Source organism: Jatrophihabitans sp. (genome assembly GCF_036389215.1).
Taxonomy (GTDB): Bacteria; Actinomycetota; Actinomycetes; order Mycobacteriales; family Jatrophihabitantaceae; genus Jatrophihabitans_A.
The window spans coordinates 1-24,475 of sequence record NZ_DASVQG010000005.1 but is presented as its reverse complement, the minus strand read 5'-3'; the positions used below and the strand labels follow the sequence as shown (position 1 = coordinate 24,475).

Genomic DNA, 24,475 nt, shown 5'->3' with positions numbered 1-24,475 from the left:
CCTTGACCCACTGGCGGTGCCCTGAGGTGTCGCCCTTCACCCAGTACTCCTGACGGGACCGGCTCCAGAAGGTGGAGCGGCCGCTGGTGAGGGTCCGGTGCAGCGCCTCGTCGTCCATCCAGCCCACCATCAGGACTTCGCCGGTGTCGTGCTGCTGGACGACCGCGGCGACCAGGCCGGCGGCGTCACGCTTGAGCTGGTCTGCGATCCGTGGGTCCAGACCGGAGGCAGGTGGTGCGGGCATCCTGCAATTCTGCCGTGTCTCCTGCGCCAGCGAGGCACGGGGCACGGGCATCGCCATCAGTGCTCACCCGCTGTTCACGCGTGTTGGGTCGCCGTCGGTCCCGTCCCTCACGTCGCCGAACGCCCGGATCGTTGGCCCGGGTGCGGCGTCCCGCTCGGCGGGTCGCCCTGCCCCGCGGCCAACGATCAGCCGGCCTGCGGCGAGGTCGGCCCGCCAGCGCCAACGATCAGCCGAGGGACGTTGACTGCAACGGCGGGTGCAACGGCAGGGTGACCGTGACGATGGTGCCGTGCTCGACCGAGGAGTCGAACTGCACGTGGCCGCCGTGGGACTCCACGATCTGGGCCACGATCGCCATTCCGAGGCCGCTGCCGCCCTTGGCCCGGCTGCGTGCCTTGTCGGCTCGCCAGAACCGCTCGAAGACGTGCGCCGCCTCCGCCGGAGGCAGTCCGGGCCCGGTGTCGATCACCCGCAGTGCCACCGCCTCGCCGGCCGGCGTGTGGCCTGGGATCGCCTCCAGCCGGATCGGGCCGGCCGGGGTGTGGACGGCGGCGTTGGTGGCCAGGTTGATCAGCACCCGCAGCAGCTGGTCGCGGTCCCCGATCACCACGGTGCCGCCGGAGGCGACGATGCTCAGCGGTCGGTCCGGATAGGCCGAGGAGACCGCATGGGCGGCCTCGGCCAGCAGCATGTCGACCTCCACCGGCTCCCGCCGGGTCGCCGTCGCCTGGTCGCCGCGCGCCAGCACCAACAGGTCCTCGACCAGCCGCGACATCCGGGTGCCCTCGACCTCGATCCGGCGCATCGAGTCATCCGCGGGGTCGGTGGCGTGGCCCTGCAGCCGGGACAGCTCGGCATAGCCGCGGATCGAGGTCAGCGGGGTACGCAGCTCGTGCGAGGCGTCGGCCAGGAACTGCCGCATCCGCTCCTCGCTGCGCACCCGGGCCGCGAACTCGGTCTGGACCGCCTGCAGCAGCGTGTTCACCGACGCGGCCACCTGGCCGACCTCGGTGCCGGGGTCGGCGTCGGGCACCCGGCGGTCCAGGCCCGAGCCGTCCGGCGAGAGTTCCGCGGTGACCTCCTGCGCCGTCGCGGTCACCCGGGTGAGCGGACGCAGCCCGACCCGGACACCCCAGCTGGTCAGGCCCGCGGCCAGCAGCACCGCGCCGGCTCCGACCGCCAGCTCCAGCACCAGCAGCCGCTGCAGGGTGTGGTCGACCTCCTCCATGGACAGCCCGGTCACCACGGTGATCGTGTCGCGCGGGACCTGGAACTGCCGGGCGGTGATCCGCAGCCGCACGTCATCGGTGGTGGCGATGGTGCGCACCTTGCCGGGATCGGCCAGGATCTCGTCGCGCTGGTGATCGGACAGGTCCAGCAAGGACAGCCCGGCGCTGCTGGCGCTGCTGACATTGATGACGGCGTTGCCGTCCGAGTCGAAGCCGGTGATCCACTCCCGCTGGGTGGTGGCCAGCTGAGCGGCCTGTCCGCTGCTGGGCCCTCCGACCAAGCAGACGTTGCCCGGGGACAAGATGCGGGACAAGACGCAGCCCCGGATGTTGGTGGCGTTGCCGGTGGCCACGCTGTTGACCTGCTGGTCCAGGCGCTGGAGCAGGAACGGGCGGAGCAGGAAGTAGGTGGTGGCACTGGTGATCGTGACGACCACCAGCAGCAGCGAGACCACACCGGTCACCAGCCGGGCGCTGAGGGTCCGCGGCAGCCAGCGCGAGCGGTGAGGCTGGCCGGGGGGCGGCGGGCCCGGTGCGGGCGTGCCGGCCGGTGCGAAACCGGCGGGACCGGCGAAGCCAGCGTGGCCGGGAGGACCAGCCTGGCCGGGAGGACCAGCCTGGCTGGGAGGACCAGCCTGGCCCACAGGACCAGCCTGGCCCACAGGACCAGCCTGGCCCGCAGAGCCGGCCGAAGCGGCCGGGCCGGCCGGCTCAGCCCACCCCGTCGGGCGGCTGGGCTGCCCGACGTTGCCGAGTGTCACCCTCGCGGCGCCTTGACCACATAGCCGGCGCCCCGGACGGTGTGGATCAGCTTGGGCTCGACGTGGTCGATCTTCTTGCGCAGGTAGCCGATGTAGAGCTCGACGATGTTGGACTGCCCCTGGAAGTCGTACTTCCAGACCCGGTCCAGGATCTGGGCCTTGGACAGCACCACCCGCTCGTTGCGCATCAGGTAGCGCAGCAGCTCGAACTCGGTGGCGGTCAGGTGCACCTCTTCACCGGCCCGGGTCACCTCATGGCTGTTCTCGTCGAGCTCGAGGTCGGCAACCCTGAGCACCCCGTCGCGCTCCTGGTCAGCCTGGGTACGGCGCAGCACGGCGTTCACCCGGGCCAGCAGCTCCTCGACGCTGAACGGCTTGACCACGTAGTCATCGGCGCCCGAGCGCAGCCCGGCCACCCGGTCGTTGGCGGCGTCCCGAGCGGTCAGGAAGATCACCGGCACCACCGAGCCCGCCGACCGCAGGTGCTGCAGCACGGCGTGCCCGTCCAGCCCGGGCATCATCACGTCCAGCACCACCAGGTCCGGGTCATGCTGGGCGACCGCGGCCAGCGCCGAGTGGCCGTTGTCGGCCGTCACCACCTCGTAGCCGTCGAAGCGCAGCGCAGAGGCGACCAGGTGCACCACGTTGTCTTCGTCATCGACTACCAGCACCCGGCGCTTGGCGCGCTGAGCGGACTGGGCTGCGGATTGGGCGGCTGTGAAAACAGAACTGGACATTGGCTCAGGATCCCGCGTCCGGGTAGGCACGTCCTTAGCATTCACTGTGAGCAGGCTGTGCGCTACCCCGGCCCGTCCGCGGAGCGCGGGTCTGCCGGCCCGCCGGCCGCCGGGCCACCGAATGCCGGACCCCCGAATGCTGGGGCGGACTCGATACCGCCCGCTTCGGCACCGGCCGGGGCAGGCATCCGCTGCCCGCCATCGGTCTGCACCCACTGCCAGGACGGCGGCAGGCAGGCGAGCACGATCGCCAGCAGCGACGCGCCCAGCACGACGGCCGGCACCTGCGGCTCGCCGGAGGAGTCGTCCAGCAGCAGGTCCAGCGCGGCGGCGAAGGTGATCAGCTGGCCGGCGCAGAACACCCAGCGGTCCCAGCCGTTGAGCAGCCGGCCCATCCCCCAGAGCACGAAGATCAGGAAACAGAGCGCCACCAGACCGGCAACCAGCTCACCGGAGCGGCTGCTGGTGATGTCGGGCTGGTCCACCTCGACGAAGGCCCCGCGGACGATGAACAGGAACGAGTACACGATCAGGAACGGCACCACCACCGTGCCGGCGGCCACCGCGCCGATGACGGTCGGCGGCGTGCGGGTCGGGTCGGGCTCGGTCATCGCCTGCTCACTCGCTCACTTCCCGCATCGGATCGGCCGGTCCCGGCCGGTGCGGAACCTAGCGTGGAGCCAACTCGGGCGCGGTGCAACTGCGGCGCGCCGCGACTGCGGTGTCCTCACCGCCCGAGACCAGGGCGGGTGAGGGCAGGTCCAGGACTCCAGTGGTCAACCCGGGGTGCCGCGCGGGGGCTCCGGAGCGAACCTCAGCAGGCGGCCAACCCGCCGAAATAGCCCTGGGTGAAGCGCTGGATGCGCTGCAGTGCCGTGGTCTCCTGCGCGCCGTAGGCCTCCGGCGCGGGCACCAGCTTGATCACCGCCGAGGTGGCCTCGTCCATGTCCGGCGGTGAGAGCCGGAACCCCTGCGACTGGCCGGTGTTGATCGCGGCGGTGAACGCGCCGCTGTAGCAGCTGGCGTCCAGCAGGGCGTCCTTACCCTCGACCGGCGCGCGGAAGAGCTGCGAGCGCACCGCCATGCTCCAGCCGTAGACGAACAGCGTCCCCAGGGAGTAGTCCGCGGGCGCGTTGTCGGTCAGCGTCACCCTGCCCGTGGACTTGTCCAGCCGCTTGTCCGGCAGGCTGTTGTAGGCCTGCCTGGCGAACTCGTCACTGAAGTAGACGAAGTTGCCCGACGGGCAGTAGTCGAACTCGCTGGTCCGGACGTCCGGGCAGTTAGGTTCGCTGGTCTGCTGGACCCGCACGTCGTTCCAGGACTTGTCCACCGAGGCCGCGGCGTCGGTCCAGAAGCTGTTCAGCACGTCCTGCAGGCTCGACTGGTCCGGGGAGTCCGGCGTCGGGTCGATGATCTGGGCGTAGGGCAGGTTGCCGCGCTGCAGGTAGTCGATGTCGGAGGTGAACGGGCGCTCGGTGAACTCCCGCCGCTGGAACTCCTGGCCGAAGCAGAACGAGACACCGTTGGCGATGCCGTCGGCCATCGCCGACAGCCGGTCGAAGCCGTTGCCGTGCGAGATCTGCTCCACGCTCACCGGCGGCGGGTCGCGGACCTGCAGGTAGCCAAGCAGCGTCCTCTCCAGCTCCTGCTGGGTGACCGACACGTGCGCCGTCTGGCCGTTCTGCGCGGTGCTGATGAACGCGCCGGACGCGCAGTCGGCCTGGGTCTCGGTGAGGATGGTGGCCGGGCCGGCTTGCGAGGCGCCGGACCCGGAATCGAAGATGCCCAGCCGCTGCTGGATGGCGTGGCCCCATTCGTGGGCGATCACCGCGGTGATGATGAAGCTGCCGTACTTCTCCCCCAACTGGGCGACCAGGTGGTCGGGATTGCGGTCATAGACCACCGAGTCGTCGGCGGTGCAGTAGAAGGCGTTGTTCTGCGCACCCGTCGGATCCTGGCGCAGGCAGGCGTTGCTGCGGGCGAGCGACCGAGGGATCTTGGAGCCGTCCACGGAGTAGATCCCGCCGCGCAGCTCGGGGTAGGGCTTGCCGCCGGACACCCGCGGGTAGTTGGTGCGCCAGAAGGCCTGGACGTCGGCGATGGCGTTCTTGACCTCCTGGTCGAAGCGGGTGTTTCCGTCGTTGACCACCGGAACACCCGCGTTCGGCTGGAAGTCGCCGGCCTCGCCCGACGCCGAACCGGTGCTCCTCGGCCGCGGCAACGAAGGGTCGCAGGCCGACAGCGCCAGGATCAGCGGCACCAGCAGCGCCGCGAGTGCGAGGCGAGGAGTGGGTTTCACGGCAGGTTCCCGGCTGAAGGCCGCTGGGCGGTGCTGGCCGGCGGCGCCCGATGACGCGGGCAGTGAATTCACGCTACCTGCCCGCTGGATCGTTGGCCGCCGAGCAGGACGCGGCCAGCCGGATCGTTGGCCGCCGAGCAGGCCGACACGCCGATCCACGCACTGCACCTGCCCGCTGGATCGTTGGCCGCCGAGCAGGACGCGGCCAGCCGGATCGTTGGCCGCCGAGCAGGGCGACGCGCCGATCCAGCCTCTGCACCGCGGCCAACGATCGCGGGGCTCTCCGCGCCGGCTGCTGGGCGAGCGCTCAGGCCGCCGCCGGACCGCCGGGCCGAACCGGGGCCAGCCGGATCGGCACCCCGGCGGCGGCCAGATCCTGCTTGACCTCGCCGATGCTGACCTGCTGGTAGTGGAACACGCTGGCCGCCAGCACCGCGTCCGCACCGGCCGCCACCGCCGGCGGGAAGTGCCGCGCCGCGCCGGCGCCGCCGCTGGCGATCACCGGCACCGACACCACTGCCCGGACGGCGGCGATCAGCTCCAGGTCGAAGCCGTCCCGGGTGCCGTCGGCGTCCATCGAGTTGAGCAGGATCTCACCCGCTCCCAGCTCGGCAGCCCGGGCCGCCCACCGCAGCGCGTCCAGGCCGGTGCCGCGCCGGCCGCCGTGGGTGGTCACCTCGAAGCCGGACTCGGTCGCCGCCGCACCGGGCGGCACCCGGCGGGCATCCACCGACAGCACCAGCACCTGCCGGCCGAACCGGTCGGCGATCTCGCAGAGCAGCTGCGGACGGGCGATCGCGGCGGTGTTCACCCCCACCTTGTCGGCCCCGGCGCGCAGCAGCGCGTCGACGTCAGCCACCGAGCGGACCCCGCCACCCACGGTGAGCGGGATGAACACCTGCTCGGCGGTCCGCGACACCACCTCCAGGGTGGTCTGCCGGCCGCCCGAGGATGCCGTGATGTCGAGGAACGTCAGCTCGTCGGCGCCCTCGGCGTCGTAGCGGCGGGCCAGCTCCACCGGATCCCCGGCGTCGCGCAGGCCGGTGAAATTGACGCCCTTGACGACCCGGCCGCCCGCGACGTCGAGGCAGGGGATCACACGCACCGCAACGGCCACGCTCCCATTCTGCCGGACCGCCGCGGTCGGCCCGGACCGCTCGGGCCGCTCCGGCGTAGGCCTCGCCGTCGACCCGCCGCTCGGGCCGCTCTGGCGTAGGCCTCGCCGTCGACCCAGCCGCTCGGGCCGCTCAGGCCCCGGCCGGTCCCGCTCAGGCCCCGGCCGGTCCCGCTCAGGCCCCGGCCGGTCCCGCTCAGGCCTCGGCCGGCCTCGGCCGGTCCCGGCTGCTCAGGCCTCAGCCACCGCCGCCAGCGCCTCGCCCAGGGTGAAGGCGCCGGTGTAGAGCGCCTTGCCGATGATGGCGCCCTCGACGCCGACCCCGCGCAGTCCCGCCAGCCGGCGCAGGTCCTCCAGGCAGGACACCCCGCCCGAGGCCACCACCGGCCGGTCGGTGACCGCGCACACCGAGCGCAGCAGGTCCAGGTTCGGCCCGGTCAGGGTGCCGTCGCGGTGCACGTCGGTGACCACGTACCGGGCGCAGCCGTCGGCATCGAGGCGGGCGATCGTCTCGAAGAGGTCACCGCCCTCCGCCGTCCAGCCCCGGGCTGCCAGCGTGGTGCCCCGGACATCGAGGCCGACGGCGATCCGGTCGCCGTAGCGGGCGATCGCCGAGCGCACCCAGTCCGGGGACTCCAGGGCCGCGGTGCCCAGGTTGACCCTGGCGCAGCCGGTGGCCAGCGCCGCCGCCAGCGACTCGTCGTCGCGGATCCCGCCGGACAGCTCCACCGCGATGTCCAGCTGCCCGGTCACCTCGGCCAACAGTTCGCGGTTGCTGCCCCGCCCGAACGCCGCGTCCAGATCGACCAGGTGCACCCACTCCGCGCCGCCCTGCTGCCAGGCCAGCGCCGCCTCCAGCGGGCTGCCGTAGCCGGTCTCGGTGCCGGCCTCGCCCTGCACCAGCCGGACGGCGACGCCGCCGGCGACATCGACGGCCGGCAGCAGCACCAGCGGGGTAGCACCGTTCATCCCTTGCTCCGATCTCCGAAGGCCACGGCCAGTGCCGGAACCGCGATCGCCGCCACCAGCAGCACGCCGATCACCATGCCGATCGAACGGGTCATCAGGTAAGTCAGCACCACCACGACCAGCAGCGCCGAGGCAATCACGGCACGCCGTTCCTTGCGGCGGATGCTCAGCCGGCCGGTCGGCGACGGGTTGCCCGGACGCCGCCCGAACAGGTTCCGCCAGCGAGCCCGGCGGTTCCGGCGGACGGCCTCGGCGGCCTGCCGTTGCCGGTGCAGCTCCAGCCGCTGGGCGGTCAGTGCGTGGCGTTCGGCGCGGCGTTGGGCTCGTTCCTTGCTCATGACCGCGTGCTCATGACCGTGTGCTCATGACCGCGTGCTCATGAGGGGCTCGGCTGCCGGCACGGCGCGCGCCCGCCGTCACAGGCTTCCCAGCCAGTTGGCCAGCAGCTGCGCCCCGGCGTCACCGGACTTCTCCGGGTGGAACTGGGTCGCCGACAACGGCCCGGCCTCCACCGCGGCGACGAAGTCCTCACCGTGCTCGGCAAGGGTGGCGGCATAGCGGCCCTGCCCGGCACCGGGGTGCACCGCGTAGGAGTGCACGAAGTAGAACCGGGTGTCCTCCCCGACGCCGTCGAAGAGCACCGACCCGGCCGGCGGGCGCACCGTGTTCCAGCCCATGTGCGGGATCACCGGGGCGTTGAGCTGCTCCACCCGGCCCGGCAGCAGGTCCAGCCCCGGTGTCTCGACGCCGTGCTCGATGCCGGCGGAGAACAGCACCTGCATGCCCACGCAGATGCCGAGCACCGGGCGCCCGGCCTGGATCCGCTCGGTCAGGATGCGCTCCGCCTGAACCTCGCGCAGGCCCGCCATGCAGGCGGCGAACGCCCCGACACCGGGCACCACCAGGCCGTCGGCCCCGATCGCCTCGTCCGGATCGGCGCTCAACTCGACGTCGGCGCCGAGGCGTTCCAGCGCCCGGACCGCCGAGCGGATGTTGCCCGAGCCGTAGTCGAGCACGGTCACCCTGCTCATCTGTCAATGCTCCCTCTTCGACGCTCACGCTGCGACCGCGCGATCGCTCAGCTGCTGCCGGCCGCGCCAACTAGAGCACGCCCTTGGTCGAGGGGACGCCCTGCTGCCGCGGGTCCAACTCGACGGCCTCCCGCAGCGCCCGGGCCACCGCCTTGTACTGCGCCTCGGTGATGTGGTGCCAGTCCCGGCCGGCGTGCACCGTCACGTGCAGCGCCACCCGCGCGTGGTAGGTGAAGGACTCGAACACGTGCCGGGTGAGCGTGGTGGCGTAGGCGGTGTCGCGACCGAGCAGGTAGGCCGGTGCGCCGTCGGGCTCGTTGTGCACCAGGTAGGGCCGGCCGGACAGGTCCACGGCGGCCGACACCAGCACCTCGTCCATCGGGATCACCGCGTCGCCGAACCGCCGGGTGCCGGCCTTGTCGCCGGCCGCCTCGGCGAAGGCCTGGCCGAGCGCGATGGCGGCGTCCTCGACGCTGTGGTGGGCGTCGATGTGCAGGTCGCCCTCGACGTGCGCGGTGAGGTCGAACAGGCCGTGCTTGGCGAACGAGCCCAGCATGTGGTCGAAGAACCCGACCCCGGTGTTGATGTCGGCGCTGCCGGTGCCGTCGAGGTCGATCTCGACCAGCACCTTGGTCTCGGCGGTGCTGCGCTCGATGCGTCCGGTGCGGCTCATCCGCGCTCCTCTTTCCTCAATCCGGTCAAGCTCGATCCGGCCCGCTCAGCTAGTGCGGCCACCTCTGACAAGGCGCCCCTGAAGGCCCGCATGTCCTCGGCGGTCCCGATCGAGACCCGCAGCCAGCCGTCCGGACCGGTCTCGCGGATCAGCACCCCCCGGTCGAGCAGACCCTGCCACACCGCGTGCCCATCGGCGAAGGTGCCGAACAGCACGAAGTTGGCATCGGAGTCCGCGGCGCGCAGTCCCTGCCCGCGCAGCCAGCTGACGGTGGCGTCCCGCTCGGTCCGCAGTGCCTGCACCGTGGCCAGCAGTTCGGCGCTGTTGGCGAGCGCCGCGAGCGCGGTCGCCTGGCTCACCGCGGACAGGTGATAGGGCAGCCGGACGATCCGGACGGCGTCCACCACCTCGGCCGAGGCGGCGAGGTAGCCGAGCCGGCCACCGGCGAGGGCGAAGGCCTTGCTCATCGTCCGGGTGACGATCAGCTGCGGGTAGTCGGCGAGCAGGGTCACCGCGCTCGGCACGCCGGCCCGCCGGAACTCGGCGTAGGCCTCGTCCACGATGACCACGCCGGGGGCGACGTCGAGGACGGCCCGCAGCTGCGACTGCGGCAGCGCGGTTCCGGTCGGGTTGTTCGGCGAGGTCAGCAGCACCACCGACGGCTGCAGCCGGCTGATCAGGCCGGTCGCCTCGTCGAGGTCCAGGCCGAAGTCGGCGGCGCGCCGGCCGGTCACCCACTCGGTGTGGGTGTTGCGGGCGTACTCCGGATACATCGAGTACGTCGGGGCGAACGACAGCGCGGTCCGGCCGGGGCCGCCGAAGGCCTGCAACAGCTGCTGCATGACCTCGTTCGAGCCGTTGGCCGGCCAGAGCCGGCCCGGGCCCAGCCGCGCCCCTGCCTCGCCGTCGAGGTAGCCGGCCAGTGCGGTGCGCAGCTCCATGCAGTCGCGGTCCGGGTACCGGTTCAGCCCGGCCGCGGCGGCGCTGACCGCGGCCGTGATGTCGGCGACGACCTTGGCCGAGGGTGGGTAGGGGTTCTCGTTGGTGTTCAGGCGCACCGGCACGTCCAGCTGCGGAGCGCCGTAGGGAACCTGGCCGTGCAGCTCCGGGCGCAGCGGCAACTGCCAGGCGGTGGCCACGGGGCCGGTCATTCCGGCATCCGGACGCTGACCGCCGCGCCGTGTGCCGGCAGGTCCTCGGCCTCGGCGAGCGCCAGGACGTGCGGTGCCACCTCCAGCAGGGCGTCGCGGCTGTACTCCACCAGGTGGACGCCCCGCAGGAAGGACTGCACGCTGAGCCCGGAGGCGTGCCGGGCGGTGCACCCGGTGGGCAGCACGTGGTTCGAGCCGGCGCAGTAGTCCCCCAGCGACACCGGCGAGTGGGCGCCGACGAAGACGCAGCCGGCATGGCGGACCCGCTCGGCCCACTTGCGCGGCTCGGCGGTGATCACCTCCAGGTGCTCGGCGGCGTAGGCGTTGACCACCTCCAGCCCCTGCTCCAGATCTGCCACCAGCACGATCGCCGACTGCGGCCCGGACAGCGCCGTGCGCACCCGCTCGACATGCCGGGTCAGCGCCACCTGCCGGGCCACCTCGGCCTCGACGGCGTCAGCGAGCTCGGCGGAGTCGGTGACCAGCACCGAGGCCGAGGTCGGGCCGTGCTCGGCCTGGCTGATCAGGTCGGCGGCCACGTGGACGGGGTCGGCGTGCCGGTCGGCCAGGATCGCGATCTCGGTGGGGCCGGCCTCGGCGTCGATGCCGACCACCCCGCGCAGCAGCCGCTTGGCCGCCGCCACGTAGATGTTGCCGGGCCCGGTCACCAGGTCCACCGGGTCGATGCCGAGTTCGGGGTCGCCGTAGGCCAGCAGCGCGATCGACTGGGCGCCGCCGACGGCGTAGACCTCCTCGACCCCGAGCAGGGCGCAGGCGGCCAGGATCGTCGGGTGCGGCAGCCCGCCGAACGCCCGCTGCGGCGGCGAGCAGACCACCAGCGACGGCACGCCGGCCACCTGCGCCGGGACCACGTTCATCACCACCGAGGACGGGTAGACCGCGATGCCGCCGGGGACGTAGAGACCGACCCGGTCGACCGGGATCCACTTCTCGGTCACCGTCGCACCGGGCGCGACCTGGACCTCGGTGACCGGGCGGCGCTGCTCGGCGTGCACGATCCGGACCCGCCGGATGGATTCCTCCAGGGCTGCCCGGACGTTCTCGTCGAGCTCGGTCAGCGCACCGGCCAGCGCCTCGGCAGGTACCCGGGGGTCGGGCACGTCCACGCCGTCGAAGCGGGCGGTGGCCGCCCGGGCGCCGGCATAACCGCGCTCGCGGACCGCCCGGACCAGCGGGCCGACCACCTCCAGCGCCGAGCTGACGTCCGCCGTGGCCCGTGGCAACATCCGGCGGAGGTGGCCGGGGTTGGCGGCGATGGTGGACAGGTCGACTCGGCGAAGCACGCGACCAGTCTAGTTAGCCGCTGAGCGCCTCGATGCCGTTGGACTGCGGGGCCGCCGGAGTGCGGGGCTGGGACCGGTGCGCGCAATCGACGGGCAGGGCGACCGGAACCGCCGTACCGTGAGGTCGTGCCTCACCCGACGTCCGGCAAGGCCGAGGTGCTGCCACTGTTCCCGCTGGGAACGGTGCTGGTGCCGGGCATGCGGCTGTCGCTGCACGTCTTCGAGCCCCGCTACCGGCAGCTGGTGGCCGACCTGCTCAGCGCCGAAGGCCCGGGCGCCCCGGAGTTCGGGGTGGTGGCGCTGCGCCAGGGCTGGGAGGTCGGTGAGCTGGGCGACGTCCACGACGTCGGCACCTCGGCCCGGGTGACCGACGTGCTGCCCCATACCGACGGCCGCTGCGACCTGGCCGCGGTGGGTGAGTGCCGGTTCCTCGTCGAGTCCCTGGACACGGGGTCCAAACCCTACCTGGTGGGCACCGTCCGCCGGCTGGCCGAGCCCGACGGCGAGCTGCGTCCCGGGCTGGCCGGGTCGGTCCGGCGCGCGCTGGAGGCGCACGTGCGCACGCTGGCCGAGCTCAATGCCGACCTCGGCGTGCTGGCCGAGGATTCCGATCCCGGGACCGATCCCCGGGCGCTGTCCTACCTGGTGGCCAAGCTGCCCTCGCTGCCGGTGGCGGACCGGCAGTCGCTGCTCGGGGTCGCCGACACCGCCACCCGGCTGCGGGCCGGCCGGGCGGTGCTGCGCCGCGAGACCGAGTTGATGCGCCAGCTGCGGGCGGTGCCGATCACCGCGTCGACCTTCCGGCGCCCGGGTGCCAGCTGAGGCACAGCGTCCGACCCAGGCGTCCGATGAGGCTCGGGCGTCCGACTCAGGCGTCCGATGAGGCTCAGGCGTCCGATGAGGCTCAGCGCCAGCTCAGGCTCAGCGCCCGCTCAGGTGTCGGCGAGATCCGGATCGGCGCTCAACCCGGCCCGTGCCGTATAGACCAGCACCCCGAAGAATGCCTGGACGGCCAGCGCCGGAAGGGCATGCAGGCTCAGCTGCGGCGTGAACGCGGCATTGAGCTGGCGGTCGGCGCTGCCGGTGGACAGCAGCTCGCCGACGGCGCGGGCCAGCACTGAGCTGAGCAGCCCGGCTACGGCCAGCGCGCCGAGGACGATCGGGCCGCGCAGCCTGCGCAGCCGCCAGGCGGCCAGCCCGAACACCATGCCCAGCAGCACCGACAGCAGCACGAACCGGCCGTCGCCGGCGATCTGGGACTCGCCTTCCTGAGGTATTACGAAGGCCGGCTTGCCGGTACCGCCGGACAGCAGGTAGGAGACCGTGGATGGTGCCGTCATCCGCCAGACCAGCCCCGCCAGCACGCCGGCCAGCAACTGCGCGGCCACCAGCCACGCCAGCGGCCGCCAGGACCGGCCCGACTGGGTGGGCTGCACGGACGGCGCGGTCCAGCCGGTGTCGGTGACGGCGTCGGTCATCGGCTCCCCTGATCGGCGGCGTTCCCGCGCCGGCCGGCGGCGGAACGGTTGCGGCTGGTCGTCCGCTGGTGGCGCGGGCGGCCGGACGGCCCGGTGTGGGCGTGTCGGGGACTACGGTAAGCCGCTGGTCGGCGAAATGCGCACTCCCCGTCCGCCGACACCCGCCTCGACCAGCTGCCGGCGCCGCGCGCCCGGCTCGTGGGCGGCCTGCACGGGTGTCGGATCCGGCCATGCCGCCAGCAACCGCCCTACGCCCGCCGTAACTTATCGATGGGATTGCAGCCTGCCTGTCGCTGCGCCGTAGGCGTCAACGAACGCCTTGGACCAACAGAGATCTCAGCGTTGTAAAAGAGTAATCATGTGGGTCGGCGAGGCGGTCACACCAGGATAGAAGGGGGTGAGCAGAAGCGCTCAGGGCGTCCGCAGCGCGGCGAATGACCGCGATCAATTCGTCGGCACCGCTGAACTGGCGCGGCGCGATCTCAAGCTGTTGAAGGTACCGGGTGGGGTATTGCTTGTTATCATAGAATGGCGATTTGGCCATGCTGGTCAACGCCTGCACTTCAGTGAGCAGGTTGCGGAACTCAGCTCGATCCCCACCACTTTCGCAGATCACCTTCGCGCCGAGAGCCAGCTGATTCAATGCAAGCAAGACCTGCGTGGGTGCTAATCCCGTGGACATTCGGTCTGATATGGAAACTTGGGCTGCCCAGTAAGCCGAGCGCCGATTTCCCGAGGTTCCAAGTGCGACAGACATCTCAGACCAGGCACCGCGCACGTGATCGTCGTAGTCACCCCATAGAGCAGGATCATCTAGCCGAGCCGCCTGGATCTCCCATACCTCTCCCAGGGCCGATTGAGGCCGCCCCAGCTCACGAAGCGCTTGTGACAGTGCGATATGGGTGCTCAGCTCCCCTGAGGCCACGGTACAGGCGGTCCGACAGAGGTGGAGCGCTAACGGCCCCACTAGGTTGCGCGGGAAGTCGCTGTTGATCAACCGTCGTCCCAGGTCAATCAACTTGCCAAAACCTGGTCGGAAGCCGGCTTGTTTGCCGACGTAATGAACATCTCGGAGGAACTTCTCAAGGCTGGACTCAACCTGCAGACTCGACTCGTCATCCAGCACCAACTCCAGCAGTGCTCTAGAAATGTTCGGATGCCGGGCGAAGAAAGCTTGCGATGAGCTAGCCAGGAAGAATTCCCGCTTGAGCGGGACCTCGACTGACGGCCGCAACTCTGATTCCGGGATCATAAGAAATCGAGCAGCAATGTCACGCGGCACGCCATCCCCGCCACCGACATCAACGGCAGCGAGCACGGCCAGAAAATCTGCGAGGGAGGTATCCGGATCGCCCGGATGCATCGATTCGACCGTCGACAACAGCGATGTCAAACGCAGCCGAAGGCGTTCCGGAGCGAAGCGCATGGAAAGCACACCGCCCATGAACGCTTGCCGCCCTTCGGAGCTGCGGCTGGCATCGAGCATGGCCTGCGAGACCTGCTGGACGTTTCCGCTGACGACGAGTCCCGGCCGGCTCGAGGAGCAATTAAGCCAGTTCTGCGCAATCACTTGGGCGTCAGGACGCTCCACCCGGCCCAACGCCAGAGGTGGGAGAACGCGAAAGGACGCTGCCCATCTACCCGCCGGACTGAGCTTCCAGCGCAGCCGATCACGCTCGGCGTTCCAATCAACGTCACGGCTAGCCAACAGGAAGTGAAAGAAGAAGTCTTCCTCCTGGAGCTTCATCCCAGCGAATACATCAATATCCTCTAGAAGTTGCTCGGCATTATCTGATGCGATGAGGATCTTCTGTCGCTGCCCGCACATAGTGGCCACGACGTCGGGTGTAAACCGGGCCTGCGCCGATCTTCGCCAGTAGATCGCGTCGAAGTGGCCCTCATGGGCAAGAGCCTGAGTGGCCTGCATCAGGGCCGTCGACTTGCCGTCGCCGCTCGCTCCGCCTATGCGCAGCAAAAGGCTGCGGTCTTCAAGGATGTCAGCGCGGAACGCCTCGATCGCCTTCGTCACCGCCGGTCGAGGAAGTAGCAACGGGTGGCAGGTGTCCTGCCAATCGGGGGCCGCACCGTCGAAGTAGTCCTCGAGGTCGGCACGCGGCTTACGTGCAGCCAGGTACTCCCGCGTGATCCGCACCCACCCAGGCAGCGGCGTCGGCGGGCCCGATGTCCGCGAAAGGCGGTCGTCAACAAGTTCCTGCACAAGTCGACGGACTTCCTGAGGGTCCATGCCTACATAGAGGTCTCCAAGGGCTTGGAAGTTGGTTGAACCCTCCTCGCCGCGCTGCTCCTGATGCTGACCCATGACGCTATTTCTTCTTGTTCTTCTTGTCCCGGCTGTACTGCCCGACGGTGATGTCCCCACCGGCCTGATAGTTGGTAGATCGTCGGCCACCGCGCTGCTTCTGCCGAATCCGTGCTTGTCGCCCAGGTACCTCAGCTTCGGCAGTGATCAGGAAGCCGGCCAACAGCGTTAGGACGCCGGCGGAGACGATCAGCACACCCAGGATTCCGGGCCAGCGCCAGAAGGATCGAGACGAATCCTGAAGGCTGTAGATCAGATACGCGACGGTCAATGATCCGCCGAGACTGGTAAGCGCGGCGCCCAGTGGCATCAGTCGGTCACGCCTGCTCGCCATGGCCGGAGCATACCGAAGACCCGGCCACGCAAAGGGGTACTACCGGACGGACTCCACTGCTGCCTGCGGATGAGGTCCCGGTCGAATGATGATCGGGGCAACGGGGCGCACCAGCCGCCAGGCGATTAGCGGCGGCACCCCACGGCCCGCCCGGCAATTCGACCGGCGCAACTCCAGGCGCAACTCCCGCCGGTTCGGATGGCCAGCGCCGCGATCTACTGGACGGCGTCGACGATCGATCTCCCCCAGCGCACGGCCAGCAGGTACCGGCGCGGCACCGCCTGACCGGCCGCCGGACCGGGCTTGGCACATGATGAGTACAAGCGCAGGCATACAACGCAGTAGGTGACCCCGGCAGCCATCTCGCCGACGCCGGCGAGCGGACGTGGTGCCCACCCGGGAACGGATCGGGCGTCGTGACCGTCAGCGCCGGATGAGGAACGATACGCCTTCGAGCAACGCGAGGTCGGTGAGCACCGGATCGTGCCGAGCGCCGACGTCGCGCATGAACGCGTGCTCGCCGCCGGCGTACACGTGCAGCTCCACGTCGTCCAGTCCGGCCGAGTACAGCTCGGACAGGATCCGCAACCGTGCGTCAGCCGGCACGTGCGGGTCCTGCGAACCGAACACGATCATCAACCGGCCCTGGATGCTTGCGGCGGCTGCCAGCGATCCGGCGTCCGCATCAGCTCCCAGTGCACCGTTGTGCAGCCCGGTCGGATAGAAACACACGGTCGCGGTGACCCGCGGATCGAACGCCGCCCGGAACGCCAGGTGCCCGCCGATACAGAACCCCACGGCGTGCAGCTGGTCGACCCCGGGTCGCTGCTGCAGGTAGTCCAGCACCGCCTGCCGGTCGGAATCGAACTGCGCCGTGGTCGTACCCGCGGCACCCGCGGATGCCGCCTTCTTGCCGGCATCGTCGAACTCGAGCGCCACGCCGGCGAGGCTGCCGCGCGGGTAGATCTCCGGCACACAGACCACGAACCCGTGCGAGGCCAGCCGCCGCGCCGTCCGCAGGGTCGACTCGGTCAACTGGAAGATGTCGGTGTAGAGCAGCACGCCCGGCCATACGCCATCGCCTACCGGACTGATCACCAGCGCGCGGATCTCGCAATCCGGTGCCGGAACGCGCACCTCATCCTCACGCAGCTTCACATCCCACAACCTAGTGGTTCTGTCCTGAGAGGTCAGGGACGCGGCTGCTGGCGGGTACGGACACCGGATCAATCCAGCGAGGCTCAGAACCGGCCGGGCGGCGCCTGGCGCAGCAGGATCTGCAGCTCGTCCACCTGGCTGGGCGGCACCACCTTGGTCAGGTCGATCCGGCTCAGCGCCTGCACCGTGTGCGCTCGCCGCAGCGGGCGCACCAGCCGCCAGGCGATCAGCAGCGGCGCCCACGGCACGCCCGGCAGCCCGACCCGGCGCAGCTCGCGCCGCAACTCCCGCCTGGTCCGGGTGACCAGGGCGGCGACCCGGGGCTCCAGCGCCCCCAGCCGGCTGGCACCGGACAGCGGGCGGGCGATAGCGCTGAGCACCCCGCGGACCGCCAGGACCAGCACGGCCACCAATCCGAGCAGCACGGCCAGCAGCTTCAGGTCGCCGAGCCAGCTCAGCGCCGCCAGCAGCAGCAGAACCACACCGGTCCACTGGACGGCGTTGATGATCGAGCTGCCCAGCGCCCGGGTCAGCAGATAGCGGCGCAACACCGCCTGGCTGGCCGCCGAACCCGGGCCGATGTTGCCCACCTCGATGACCGGATGCTCGCCCGACGCCGGCACCTCCTCGAAGAAGGACCGCTGGGGGTTGTGGCCGGCCCGTGACGACCGCCGGGGCCAGATCTGCTCGTTCATACCCGGTCAACGTTCACAGTCCCCGGCAAGTTTCCCGACGATCCCCTCAGCGACGAACCGCTCAGCGACGAACCGGTCAGCGCCCCGGCGAACTGCCGACCGGCTGGTCACCGATCGCGTTGGGCCCGAGCAGCGCCTTGATGTCGCCCATCAGGCCCTGGGACGGCGTCACCCGGTAGTCCGGCAGCGTGGTGCGCAGGTGCTGGCCGAACGTCAGCTGGATCTCCACCGGGGTCATTCCCGGGTGGGCGCGCAGGATCTCCTTGAGGTTCTCCACGATCGCCTGCCGGCACTGCTGCTGGTTCATCACCAGCCGGAGCGGGCCGTCCATCCCCTTGGTGAGGTCGGGCAGCATCAGGTCCGAGCCGATGATCCGGATGGTGTCCTCGCGGGCGTCGACCCGGCCGTTGATCACCACGATCGCGTCCTCGGCGATCTGCAGCCCGACCTGGGCGTAGGACGCCGGGAAGAACAGCACCTCGACCGAGCCCTCGAGATCCTCCAGGACCACCTGTGCCCAGGGCTTGCCGTCCTTGGTCACCCGCCGGGTGACGCCGGACAGGATGCCCGCCACCGTCACCTTCTCGCCGTCCTTGACGGCCTCGGTCTGCAGGTCGGCGATGCTCACCTCGGCCTCGGAGCGCAGGATGTGCTCGACCCCCAGCAGCGGATGGTCACTGACGTAGAGGCCGAGCATCTCGCGCTCGAAGTTCAGCAGCACCGACTTGTCCCACTCACCCTCGGGCACCCGGACCGCGAACATGTCACCCAGGCCGGATTCGGCGTCGTCGTCGAAGCCGAACAGGTCGAACTGGCCGACCGCCTCGGCGCGCTTGGTACTGAGCACCGCGTCGATGGCCGATTCGTAGACCTGGATCAGGCCCCTGCGGTGGTGGCCCAGCGAGTCGAACGCGCCGGCCTTGATCAGCGCCTCGACGGTGCGCTTGTTGCAGGCCACCGCGTCGACCTTGCGCAGGTAGTCGGCGAAGTCGGTGAACGCGGTGTTCGCCTTGCGGCAGGCGGTGACGGAGGCCACCACGTTGCCGCCGACGTTGCGCACCGCCGACAGCCCGAACCGGATGTCATTGCCGACCGGGGTGAAGTTGGCGTCGGAGGAGTTCACGCACGGCGGCAGCACCTTGATGCCCATCCGCCGGCACTCGGCCAGGTAGACGGCCATCTTGTCCTTGTCGTCCTTGACCGAGGTGAGCAGCGCCGCCATGTACTCGGCCGGGTAGTGCGCCTTCAGGTAGGCGGTCCAGTAGGACAGCATGCCGTACGCGGCCGAGTGCGCCTTGTTGAACGCGTAGTCGGAGAACGGCACCAGGATGTCCCACAGCGTCTTGATCGCGGCGGCCGAATAGCCGTTGGTCGCCATCCCTGCCGAGAACTTCTCGTACTGGGCGTCCAGCTCGGACTTCTTCTTCTTGCCCATCGCCCGGCGCAGCAGGTCGGCGCCGCCCAGGGTGTAGCCGGCCAGGTGCTGAGCGATCGCGATCACCTGCTCCTGGTAGATGATCAGGCCGTAGGTGTCGCTGAGGATCTCGGCCAGCGCGGTTTCCAGCTCGGGGTGGATCGCCACCACCGGCTCCCGGCCGTTCTTGCGGTTGGCGTACTTGTTGTGCGAGTCCGCGCCCATGGGCCCCGGCCGGTACAGCGCGATGACCGCCGAGATGTCCTCGAAGTTGTCCGGGCGCATGGAGCGCAGCAGTGCCCGCAGTGGGCCGCCGTCGAGCTGGAACACCCCGAGCGTGTCGCCGCGGGTCAGCAGCTCGTAAGTCAGCTTGTCCTCCAGCGACAGCTCCTCCAGCACCAGGTCGATCTCGCGGTTCGCCCGGATGTTGTCGACCGCGTCGTCGAGGATGGTGAGGTTTCGCAGCCCGAGGAAGTCCATCTTGATGAGCCCGAGGCTCTCGCAGGACGGGTAGTCGAACTGGGTGATGATGGCGCCGTCGGCCTCCCGGCGCATGATCGGGATGACATCGATCAGCGGGTCGCTGGACATGATCACACCCGCGGCGTGCACGCCCCACTGCCGCTTGAGTCCCTCCAGGCCCTTGGCGGTGTCGACCACCTTCTTGACCTCGGAATCGGCCTCGTACAGCGACCTGAATTCCCCGCCCTCGCCGTAGCGGTTGTGGCTGGGATCGAAGATCTTGGAGAGCGGGACGTCCTTGCCCATCACCGGCGGTGGCATCACCTTGGTGATCCGGTCGCCCATCGCGAACGGGTAACCGAGCACCCGGGCGGCGTCCTTGACCGCCTGCTTGGCCTTGATGGTGCCGTAGGTGACGATCTGGGCGACCCGCTCGTCGCCGTACTTGTCGGTGACGTACCGGATCACCTCGCCGCGCCGGCGCTCGTCGAAGTCCACGTCGAAGTCGGGCATCGAGACCCGGTCCGGGTTGAGGAACCGCTCGAAGATCAGGCCGTGCCGCAGCGGGTCCAGGTCGGTGATCCGCATGGCGTAGGCGACCATGCTGCCGGCCCCCGAACCGCGGCCCGGGCCGACCCGGATGCCGTTCTCCTTGGCCCAGTTGATGAAGTCGGCGACCACCAGGAAGTAGCCGGGAAAGCCCATCTGGGTGATCACCGCCACCTCGAAGTCGGCCCGCTGGCGGACCTCGGCCGGGATGCCGTTCGGGTAGCGGGCGTGCAGCCCGCGCTCGGTCTCCTTGACGAACCAGGACGTCTCGTCCTCACCCTCGGGCACCGGGAACCGGGGCATGTAGCTCTTGGACTCGTCGAAGCTGATCTCGCACCGCTCGGCGATCAGCAGGGTGTTGTCGCAGGCCTCGCGCAGCTCGTACTTGTCGGCCCACAGCGAGCGCATCTCGGCCGGCGACTTGAGGTAGAAGTCCTTGGCGTCGAACTTGAACCGGTTCTGGTCCTGCATGGTCTTGCCGGACTGGACGCACAGCAGCACCGCGTGGGCGTCGGCGTCCTCGGCGCGGGTGTAGTGCAGGTCGTTGGTCGCCACCATCGGCAGGTCCAGGTCCTTGCCCAGCCTGAGCAGGCCGTCCCGGACCCGGGTCTCGATGCTGAGGCCGTGGTCCATCAGTTCCAGGAAGAAGTTGCCCTTGCCGAAGATGTCCTGGAACTCCGCGGCACTGCGCCGCGCGTTGTCGTAGTTGCCGATCCGCAGCCAGGTCTGGATCTCACCGGAGGGACAGCCGGTGGTCGCGATCAGCCCCTGGGCGTAGTCGTTGAGCAGCTCCCGGTCGGCCCGGGGCTTGTAGAAGAAGCCTTCGAGGCTGGACCGGCTGGAGAGCCGGAACAGGTTGTGCATGCCGGCGGTGCTCTCGGCCAGCAGGGTCATGTGGGTGAAGGCGCCGGCGCCGGAGACGTCGTCCTCGCCGCCGACGTTCCACCGGACCCGGGTCCGCTCGCGGCGGTGGGTGTCGGGGGTGAGGTAGGCCTCCATGCCGATGATCGGCTTGACGCCGTTCAGCTTGGCCTTCTTGTAGAAGTCGTAGGCGCCGAAGACGTTGCCGTGGTCGGTCATGGCCACCGCCGGCATGCCCATCCGGTGGGTCTCGGCGAACAGGTCGTCGAGCCGGGCGGCGCCGTCGAGCATCGAGTACTCGGTGTGGACGTGGAGGTGGACGAAGGAGTCGGACTCTCTGGTGGCGGTCACAGCGATGCCCACGTCCTTCGGTTCGGGTGGCGCCCCATCGATCGGGCTGGCCAGCGGGTTCCGATTCTGCACCTCTGGTCCGACAGCCTCCATGAGCGGTGTTCCGCGAGTCTCTCTACCTGAGCTTGAGAGTCACTACTCAGCACGCCGGCCGCGCCGAACGGGGTCGCGGTTCGCACCGGTGGACCCAGGGCATCGGGCCAGTGAGTCGTGTCGGGCGGCTGTGACAGCATGAGGCCATGTCCATCATCAAGATCAACGCCATCACCGTGGCCGCCGACAGCGGTGACGAGCTCGCCAAGCGATTCGCCGCCCGGGCCGGCGCGGTCGATGATCGGGACGGCTTCGAGGGTTTCGAGTTGCTGCAGCCGACCGACGGCCGGACCACCTGGCTGGTCGTCACCCGCTGGCGCGACGAGGAGGCGTTCAACGCCTGGGCCAGTTCCCCCGCCTTCGGCCAGGGCCACCGCTCGGAGGGCCCGCACGCCTCGGGAGCCGCCGAGGGCGAGCAGCCGAAGAAGCCGGTCGGCGTCAGCAGCGAGCTGTGGTCCTACGTCGTGGCCGGCGGTTCGTCGGGCAACCTGGGTTCGTAACGGCCGACAGAAGCTCCCAGCGGCACGAACAGAATCTCCGCAGACCTCCGGGTTCGGCGTAGTCCGCATCCGCCCCGGAACGGCGCGACTGTGTTGACCGTCGTAGATTCACATCAGTGCCTATAGGTTCTGCCGCGTCACGGCCACAGTGCATCCGAGCACGGGTGAGGCGGCTCGAATCCACCCGGTCAACTGCACGCAGAAGCGCCCTGCTAAGCCAGAGCTATCCTCTAGTCAAGACCCGGTCGGCCAAGCTGGTTCGCCTCAGTCAGAGCACAGGATTACTACTGGCTCTACGTTTGCTGGCTCTACGTACCAAGCGTGTGGTAGCCAGTTTGGTTCCGACGGCACGCCGTTAGATTTATATAAGCTATTCCTCATCAGCTATGATCGTTAGGTCAAGCTCTTATTGACGTCTCGCAGCAGCCATTTTGTTGCTGTCATATATGGCTCCGTTGTACGGACTAGGTCCAACCACTCTTTCGCCTGCTCCAAGTATGCCCGAGCTTGGCTATCGCCGAATTGGTTATGGTACTCAAGAGCTCGGCGACTATAGCTGAAAGCATGTAGCGAGCGTCGCCTATCCGACAAATAGCATTCATGAAGTAACGCCATCGCCCGATGGACCTGCTTACGCGCGTCTGGGTTTTCCGCAGCTAGGAAGATATTTGCGTCGAATAACAGCTCAGCATGGGTCGCCTCAATGCGCCAGTTCTTCTTCCGAGACATAGCGAGAGCTTGATCGATCGCCACGAATGACGCTTGATACATGCGGCGGTCACTAAGTAAGAGAGCCTTTTGCTGCAACAGGTACGGATTAGTATCTTTATCTAACAAAAAGTCGTAAAAGTCAACAGCATCATCTGTCTTACGAAATGCCCTTCCAATGATACGGTAGCTGTACCCACGCCTCCGAAAAATATCGAACCGGCAAATTCGGGTCGTCGCTAGGTTAGAGTGAAAGGTAGTAAGCACATCCCGTAGCATCGAATTTTGTGCTGCATCGAGTGCCGCCTCTGCCACAACTACCGACCGAGCGGCGAAGTAATCCTGTCCGTCCCGGTCCTGAAGGTCGCCCTCGTATTCACTCAACAGTTTCCCTACTCGACCGATTAGATCGAGTATTTCATTATAATCCCGATACCTGTCTCGCCAGTATCCCAACGCCATGTCCATCGATAGGACAGTTCCGCATGAATGCACATACGCAACTAGGATGAGCATTTCTGCAGCCTCGGGCTCATCTCGCTGAAAGTCAGAAATTGCATCGCGCAGCCGTACCTGGAGACTCCGAGAAGTAGTATTTGCAAGGTTAAAATCCAACAAGCTAACCTCGCCTGCAGTCATCTGCGGATGAACCATCTTCGGAGTGCGTATGCCGGCAGGGATAGCAGCACGAATGGCTCCCTGATCGAGCTCACTTATTTCAGACATAGAGATAAATTGAGTTCGGACTTTGTCGAGCCGATGGGTCACGGTTGCTATGTTGTAATCTCGATCCGCCGCCACAAGCGTAAGATTAGGTGCAGAATGTAGTAGATTCCATGCGTCGACATCATCGCAAAATCGATCAAGTACCACAGTAGCCTCGATACCGGCGAGCGCACGCACTAGCCGTTCCGCAGCTTCTTTCGTAAGGGCACTGGGCATAAACGTAATCCCTGGTCCCGCATTAGCGGAGGCAAGTTGCATAAGCAACGTAGTCTTTCCACTCGCTGGAATTCCAGTGACGATTACATTGGTACCGCTGTCCAAAGCATTCTGCGCTAGACGGAACTGCTCAAGTCTTGGGACATCGGTACGGAAGATGTCGCTCCACGCTGGCGCGGCTCCGGCATAGAATTCGACTATTGGGCGTTGAGGTACCTTAGCGGGACTGGGCGGCAGATACTGGCTGAGAGAGTCGGCGACGGCATCAGTGCCAGCTGAATTAACGCTCGGAACGAAGGCGTCAAAGTATTCGAGAAGATCAGCAGTTTCGGCAAATATGATCTGGAATCGAAGCGCTCGGAAATAATCAACTAAGGGGTCATTACGATGCTTGGGTCGGAATGTTATCCAATTGCTGGGAGCGCCTGCCCCTGCGACTGAGGGCTGCAAGGATTCTAATGCTGCCGCGTCTTGGAGTGAGTAGCCCCAAAAAAGCGTCGGACCAGCACCTAAACGTCGTCTGAAAGTTTGCCACAATGTCGGGTCAGCGCTGAAACTGCTCGCCACTTCAATACTTGTGAAGCGGAACGGGCGAGTGTCATCTAAGACCGATCCATGTAGTGGAGCGAAGTCCACCGAAGCACGATCTCGAAACTGCGGTCCTCGAGTGACGATATCATTCAAATAATGAGTCCGACTATGCTCATAAATCTTCCATACTAGGTCATCGATGTTTGTAGTGAAGATCATCGGGATATTTAATCGAGAGATTGCAGTGTAGCGTTTGTCAAAACTGCCAATAGTAAATCTCCGACGCAAAAAAGCGTCAGCCGCTTCGCGATCACGAGCGGACAGAATTGTGTAAAGCTGGGGCAACGCCAATCCCGCCTCAGCATCAACTCCGAACTCCGCTCGCAGCTCCTTTGCAAGCAAAGCCCCTACTGGGAGAAGCTTCCCTTCCTTATCCTTGGCTAATACGCTGAATCCAGACCCAAGCATCAGGTGGATACCATTTCGAAGCGCAACCTCGAAAGAGGCTTGATTTTCGATTTGCATATGCACCAAGCTCCGTTGGCTAAGGTTGATTGATAGATGAGT

The 24,475-nt window shown here is 68.2% G+C and carries 21 protein-coding genes; 2 read left to right on the top strand and 19 right to left on the bottom strand.

The features are described from left to right. The 12 genes from VF542_RS00240 to hisD all read right to left on the bottom strand — a co-directional run. The coding region (locus VF542_RS00240; RefSeq protein WP_408649701.1) for a phosphoribosyl-AMP cyclohydrolase at window positions 1–244 on the bottom strand (244 nt) is incomplete at its 3' end. Between the two features lie 226 nt (window positions 245–470). Next, a complete protein-coding gene (locus VF542_RS00235; protein WP_408649700.1) occupies window positions 471–1,937 on the bottom strand; it encodes a sensor histidine kinase in 1,467 nt (488 codons plus the stop codon). 293 nt (window positions 1,938–2,230) lie between these two features. Next, window positions 2,231–2,971, bottom strand: a complete 741-nt coding sequence (locus VF542_RS00230) for a response regulator transcription factor (protein ID WP_408649699.1) — start codon at window positions 2,969–2,971, stop codon at window positions 2,231–2,233. Window positions 2,972–3,033: 62 nt separating this feature from the next. After that, window positions 3,034–3,582 (bottom strand): hypothetical protein, encoded by a 549-nt coding sequence (locus VF542_RS00225; RefSeq protein WP_408649698.1) that lies wholly within the window; start codon window positions 3,580–3,582, stop codon window positions 3,034–3,036. A gap of 203 nt (window positions 3,583–3,785) precedes the next feature. Further along, window positions 3,786–5,270: a neutral zinc metallopeptidase gene (locus VF542_RS00220; RefSeq protein WP_408649697.1), complete on the bottom strand. Its 1,485-nt coding sequence runs from the start codon at window positions 5,268–5,270 to the stop codon at window positions 3,786–3,788. A 307-nt stretch (window positions 5,271–5,577) separates the two neighbouring features. Further along, entirely contained in the window at window positions 5,578–6,387 is an 810-nt protein-coding gene (hisF, locus tag VF542_RS00215; RefSeq protein ID WP_408649696.1) for an imidazole glycerol phosphate synthase subunit HisF, read from the bottom strand. A gap of 228 nt (window positions 6,388–6,615) precedes the next feature. After that, window positions 6,616–7,353: a bifunctional 1-(5-phosphoribosyl)-5-((5-phosphoribosylamino)methylideneamino)imidazole-4-carboxamide isomerase/phosphoribosylanthranilate isomerase PriA gene (gene priA, locus VF542_RS00210; RefSeq protein ID WP_408649695.1), complete on the bottom strand. Its 738-nt coding sequence runs from the start codon at window positions 7,351–7,353 to the stop codon at window positions 6,616–6,618. Then, window positions 7,350–7,691, bottom strand: coding sequence for a hypothetical protein (locus tag VF542_RS00205; RefSeq protein ID WP_408649694.1), 342 nt, complete (start codon window positions 7,689–7,691; stop codon window positions 7,350–7,352). The genes priA and VF542_RS00205 overlap by 4 nt, the downstream gene beginning before the upstream one ends. A 78-nt stretch (window positions 7,692–7,769) precedes the next feature. Further along, window positions 7,770–8,384, bottom strand: a complete 615-nt coding sequence (gene hisH, locus VF542_RS00200) for an imidazole glycerol phosphate synthase subunit HisH (protein ID WP_408649693.1) — start codon at window positions 8,382–8,384, stop codon at window positions 7,770–7,772. Between the two features lie 70 nt (window positions 8,385–8,454). Beyond that, the gene (gene hisB / locus VF542_RS00195; protein ID WP_408649692.1) at window positions 8,455–9,057 is read right to left on the bottom strand and encodes an imidazoleglycerol-phosphate dehydratase HisB; all 603 of its coding nucleotides are present in this window, start codon (window positions 9,055–9,057) and stop codon (window positions 8,455–8,457) included. Further along, complete coding sequence (locus tag VF542_RS00190) at window positions 9,054–10,208, bottom strand: histidinol-phosphate transaminase (protein ID WP_408649691.1); 1,155 nt, start codon at window positions 10,206–10,208, stop codon at window positions 9,054–9,056. The genes hisB and VF542_RS00190 overlap by 4 nt, the downstream gene beginning before the upstream one ends. Next, the gene (gene hisD, locus VF542_RS00185; RefSeq protein ID WP_408649690.1) at window positions 10,205–11,512 is read right to left on the bottom strand and encodes a histidinol dehydrogenase; all 1,308 of its coding nucleotides are present in this window, start codon (window positions 11,510–11,512) and stop codon (window positions 10,205–10,207) included. Before hisD ends, VF542_RS00190 begins: the two co-directional genes overlap by 4 nt. A gap of 126 nt (window positions 11,513–11,638) precedes the next feature. Between hisD and VF542_RS00180 the strand changes: the two genes are divergently transcribed. Further along, window positions 11,639–12,334, top strand: coding sequence for an LON peptidase substrate-binding domain-containing protein (locus VF542_RS00180; protein ID WP_408649689.1), 696 nt, complete (start codon window positions 11,639–11,641; stop codon window positions 12,332–12,334). Between the two features lie 110 nt (window positions 12,335–12,444). Here the strand turns inward: VF542_RS00180 and VF542_RS00175 are convergent, their stop codons facing one another. The 6 genes from VF542_RS00175 to dnaE form a co-directional block, all read right to left on the bottom strand. Beyond that, window positions 12,445–12,990: a hypothetical protein gene (locus VF542_RS00175; RefSeq protein ID WP_408649688.1), complete on the bottom strand. Its 546-nt coding sequence runs from the start codon at window positions 12,988–12,990 to the stop codon at window positions 12,445–12,447. A 307-nt stretch (window positions 12,991–13,297) separates the two neighbouring features. Then, window positions 13,298–15,310, bottom strand: a complete 2,013-nt coding sequence (locus VF542_RS00170; protein ID WP_408649687.1) for a hypothetical protein — start codon at window positions 15,308–15,310, stop codon at window positions 13,298–13,300. A 4-nt stretch (window positions 15,311–15,314) separates the two neighbouring features. Next, complete coding sequence (locus VF542_RS00165) at window positions 15,315–15,644, bottom strand: hypothetical protein (RefSeq protein WP_408649686.1); 330 nt, start codon at window positions 15,642–15,644, stop codon at window positions 15,315–15,317. 423 nt (window positions 15,645–16,067) lie between these two features. Beyond that, complete coding sequence (locus VF542_RS00160; protein ID WP_408649685.1) at window positions 16,068–16,802, bottom strand: dienelactone hydrolase family protein; 735 nt, start codon at window positions 16,800–16,802, stop codon at window positions 16,068–16,070. A gap of 83 nt (window positions 16,803–16,885) precedes the next feature. Continuing rightward, entirely contained in the window at window positions 16,886–17,497 is a 612-nt protein-coding gene (locus VF542_RS00155) for a HAMP domain-containing protein (RefSeq protein ID WP_408649684.1), read from the bottom strand. 76 nt (window positions 17,498–17,573) lie between these two features. Next, on the bottom strand, window positions 17,574–21,134 hold the full coding sequence (dnaE, locus tag VF542_RS00150; RefSeq protein WP_408649683.1) for a DNA polymerase III subunit alpha: 3,561 nt from the start codon (window positions 21,132–21,134) through the stop codon (window positions 17,574–17,576). A 239-nt stretch (window positions 21,135–21,373) separates the two neighbouring features. On the opposite strand from dnaE, the gene VF542_RS00145 reads away from it, so the two are divergent. Then, complete coding sequence (locus VF542_RS00145; protein ID WP_408649682.1) at window positions 21,374–21,727, top strand: antibiotic biosynthesis monooxygenase family protein; 354 nt, start codon at window positions 21,374–21,376, stop codon at window positions 21,725–21,727. A 393-nt stretch (window positions 21,728–22,120) separates the two neighbouring features. Here VF542_RS00145 and VF542_RS00140 read toward each other — a convergent pair. Next, a partial coding sequence (locus VF542_RS00140) for an SIR2 family protein (protein ID WP_408649681.1) occupies window positions 22,121–24,475 on the bottom strand: 2,355 nt, incomplete at its 5' end.

Coding starts and splice junctions, on each gene's coding strand:
- VF542_RS00230 (WP_408649699.1), bottom strand. CDS start 2,971: ATGTCCAGTTCTGTTTTCACAGCCGCCCAATCCGCAGCCCAGTCCGCT.
- VF542_RS00225 (WP_408649698.1), bottom strand. CDS start 3,582: ATGACCGAGCCCGACCCGACCCGCACGCCGCCGACCGTCATCGGCGCG.
- priA (WP_408649695.1), bottom strand. CDS start 7,353: ATGAACGGTGCTACCCCGCTGGTGCTGCTGCCGGCCGTCGATGTCGCC.
- VF542_RS00205 (WP_408649694.1), bottom strand. CDS start 7,691: ATGAGCAAGGAACGAGCCCAACGCCGCGCCGAACGCCACGCACTGACC.
- hisH (WP_408649693.1), bottom strand. CDS start 8,384: ATGAGCAGGGTGACCGTGCTCGACTACGGCTCGGGCAACATCCGCTCG.
- hisB (WP_408649692.1), bottom strand. CDS start 9,057: ATGAGCCGCACCGGACGCATCGAGCGCAGCACCGCCGAGACCAAGGTG.
- VF542_RS00190 (WP_408649691.1), bottom strand. CDS start 10,208: ATGACCGGCCCCGTGGCCACCGCCTGGCAGTTGCCGCTGCGCCCGGAG.
- VF542_RS00175 (WP_408649688.1), bottom strand. CDS start 12,990: ATGACCGACGCCGTCACCGACACCGGCTGGACCGCGCCGTCCGTGCAG.
- VF542_RS00170 (WP_408649687.1), bottom strand. CDS start 15,310: ATGGGTCAGCATCAGGAGCAGCGCGGCGAGGAGGGTTCAACCAACTTC.
- VF542_RS00165 (WP_408649686.1), bottom strand. CDS start 15,644: ATGGCGAGCAGGCGTGACCGACTGATGCCACTGGGCGCCGCGCTTACC.
- VF542_RS00155 (WP_408649684.1), bottom strand. CDS start 17,497: ATGAACGAGCAGATCTGGCCCCGGCGGTCGTCACGGGCCGGCCACAAC.
- VF542_RS00145 (WP_408649682.1), top strand. CDS start 21,374: ATGTCCATCATCAAGATCAACGCCATCACCGTGGCCGCCGACAGCGGT.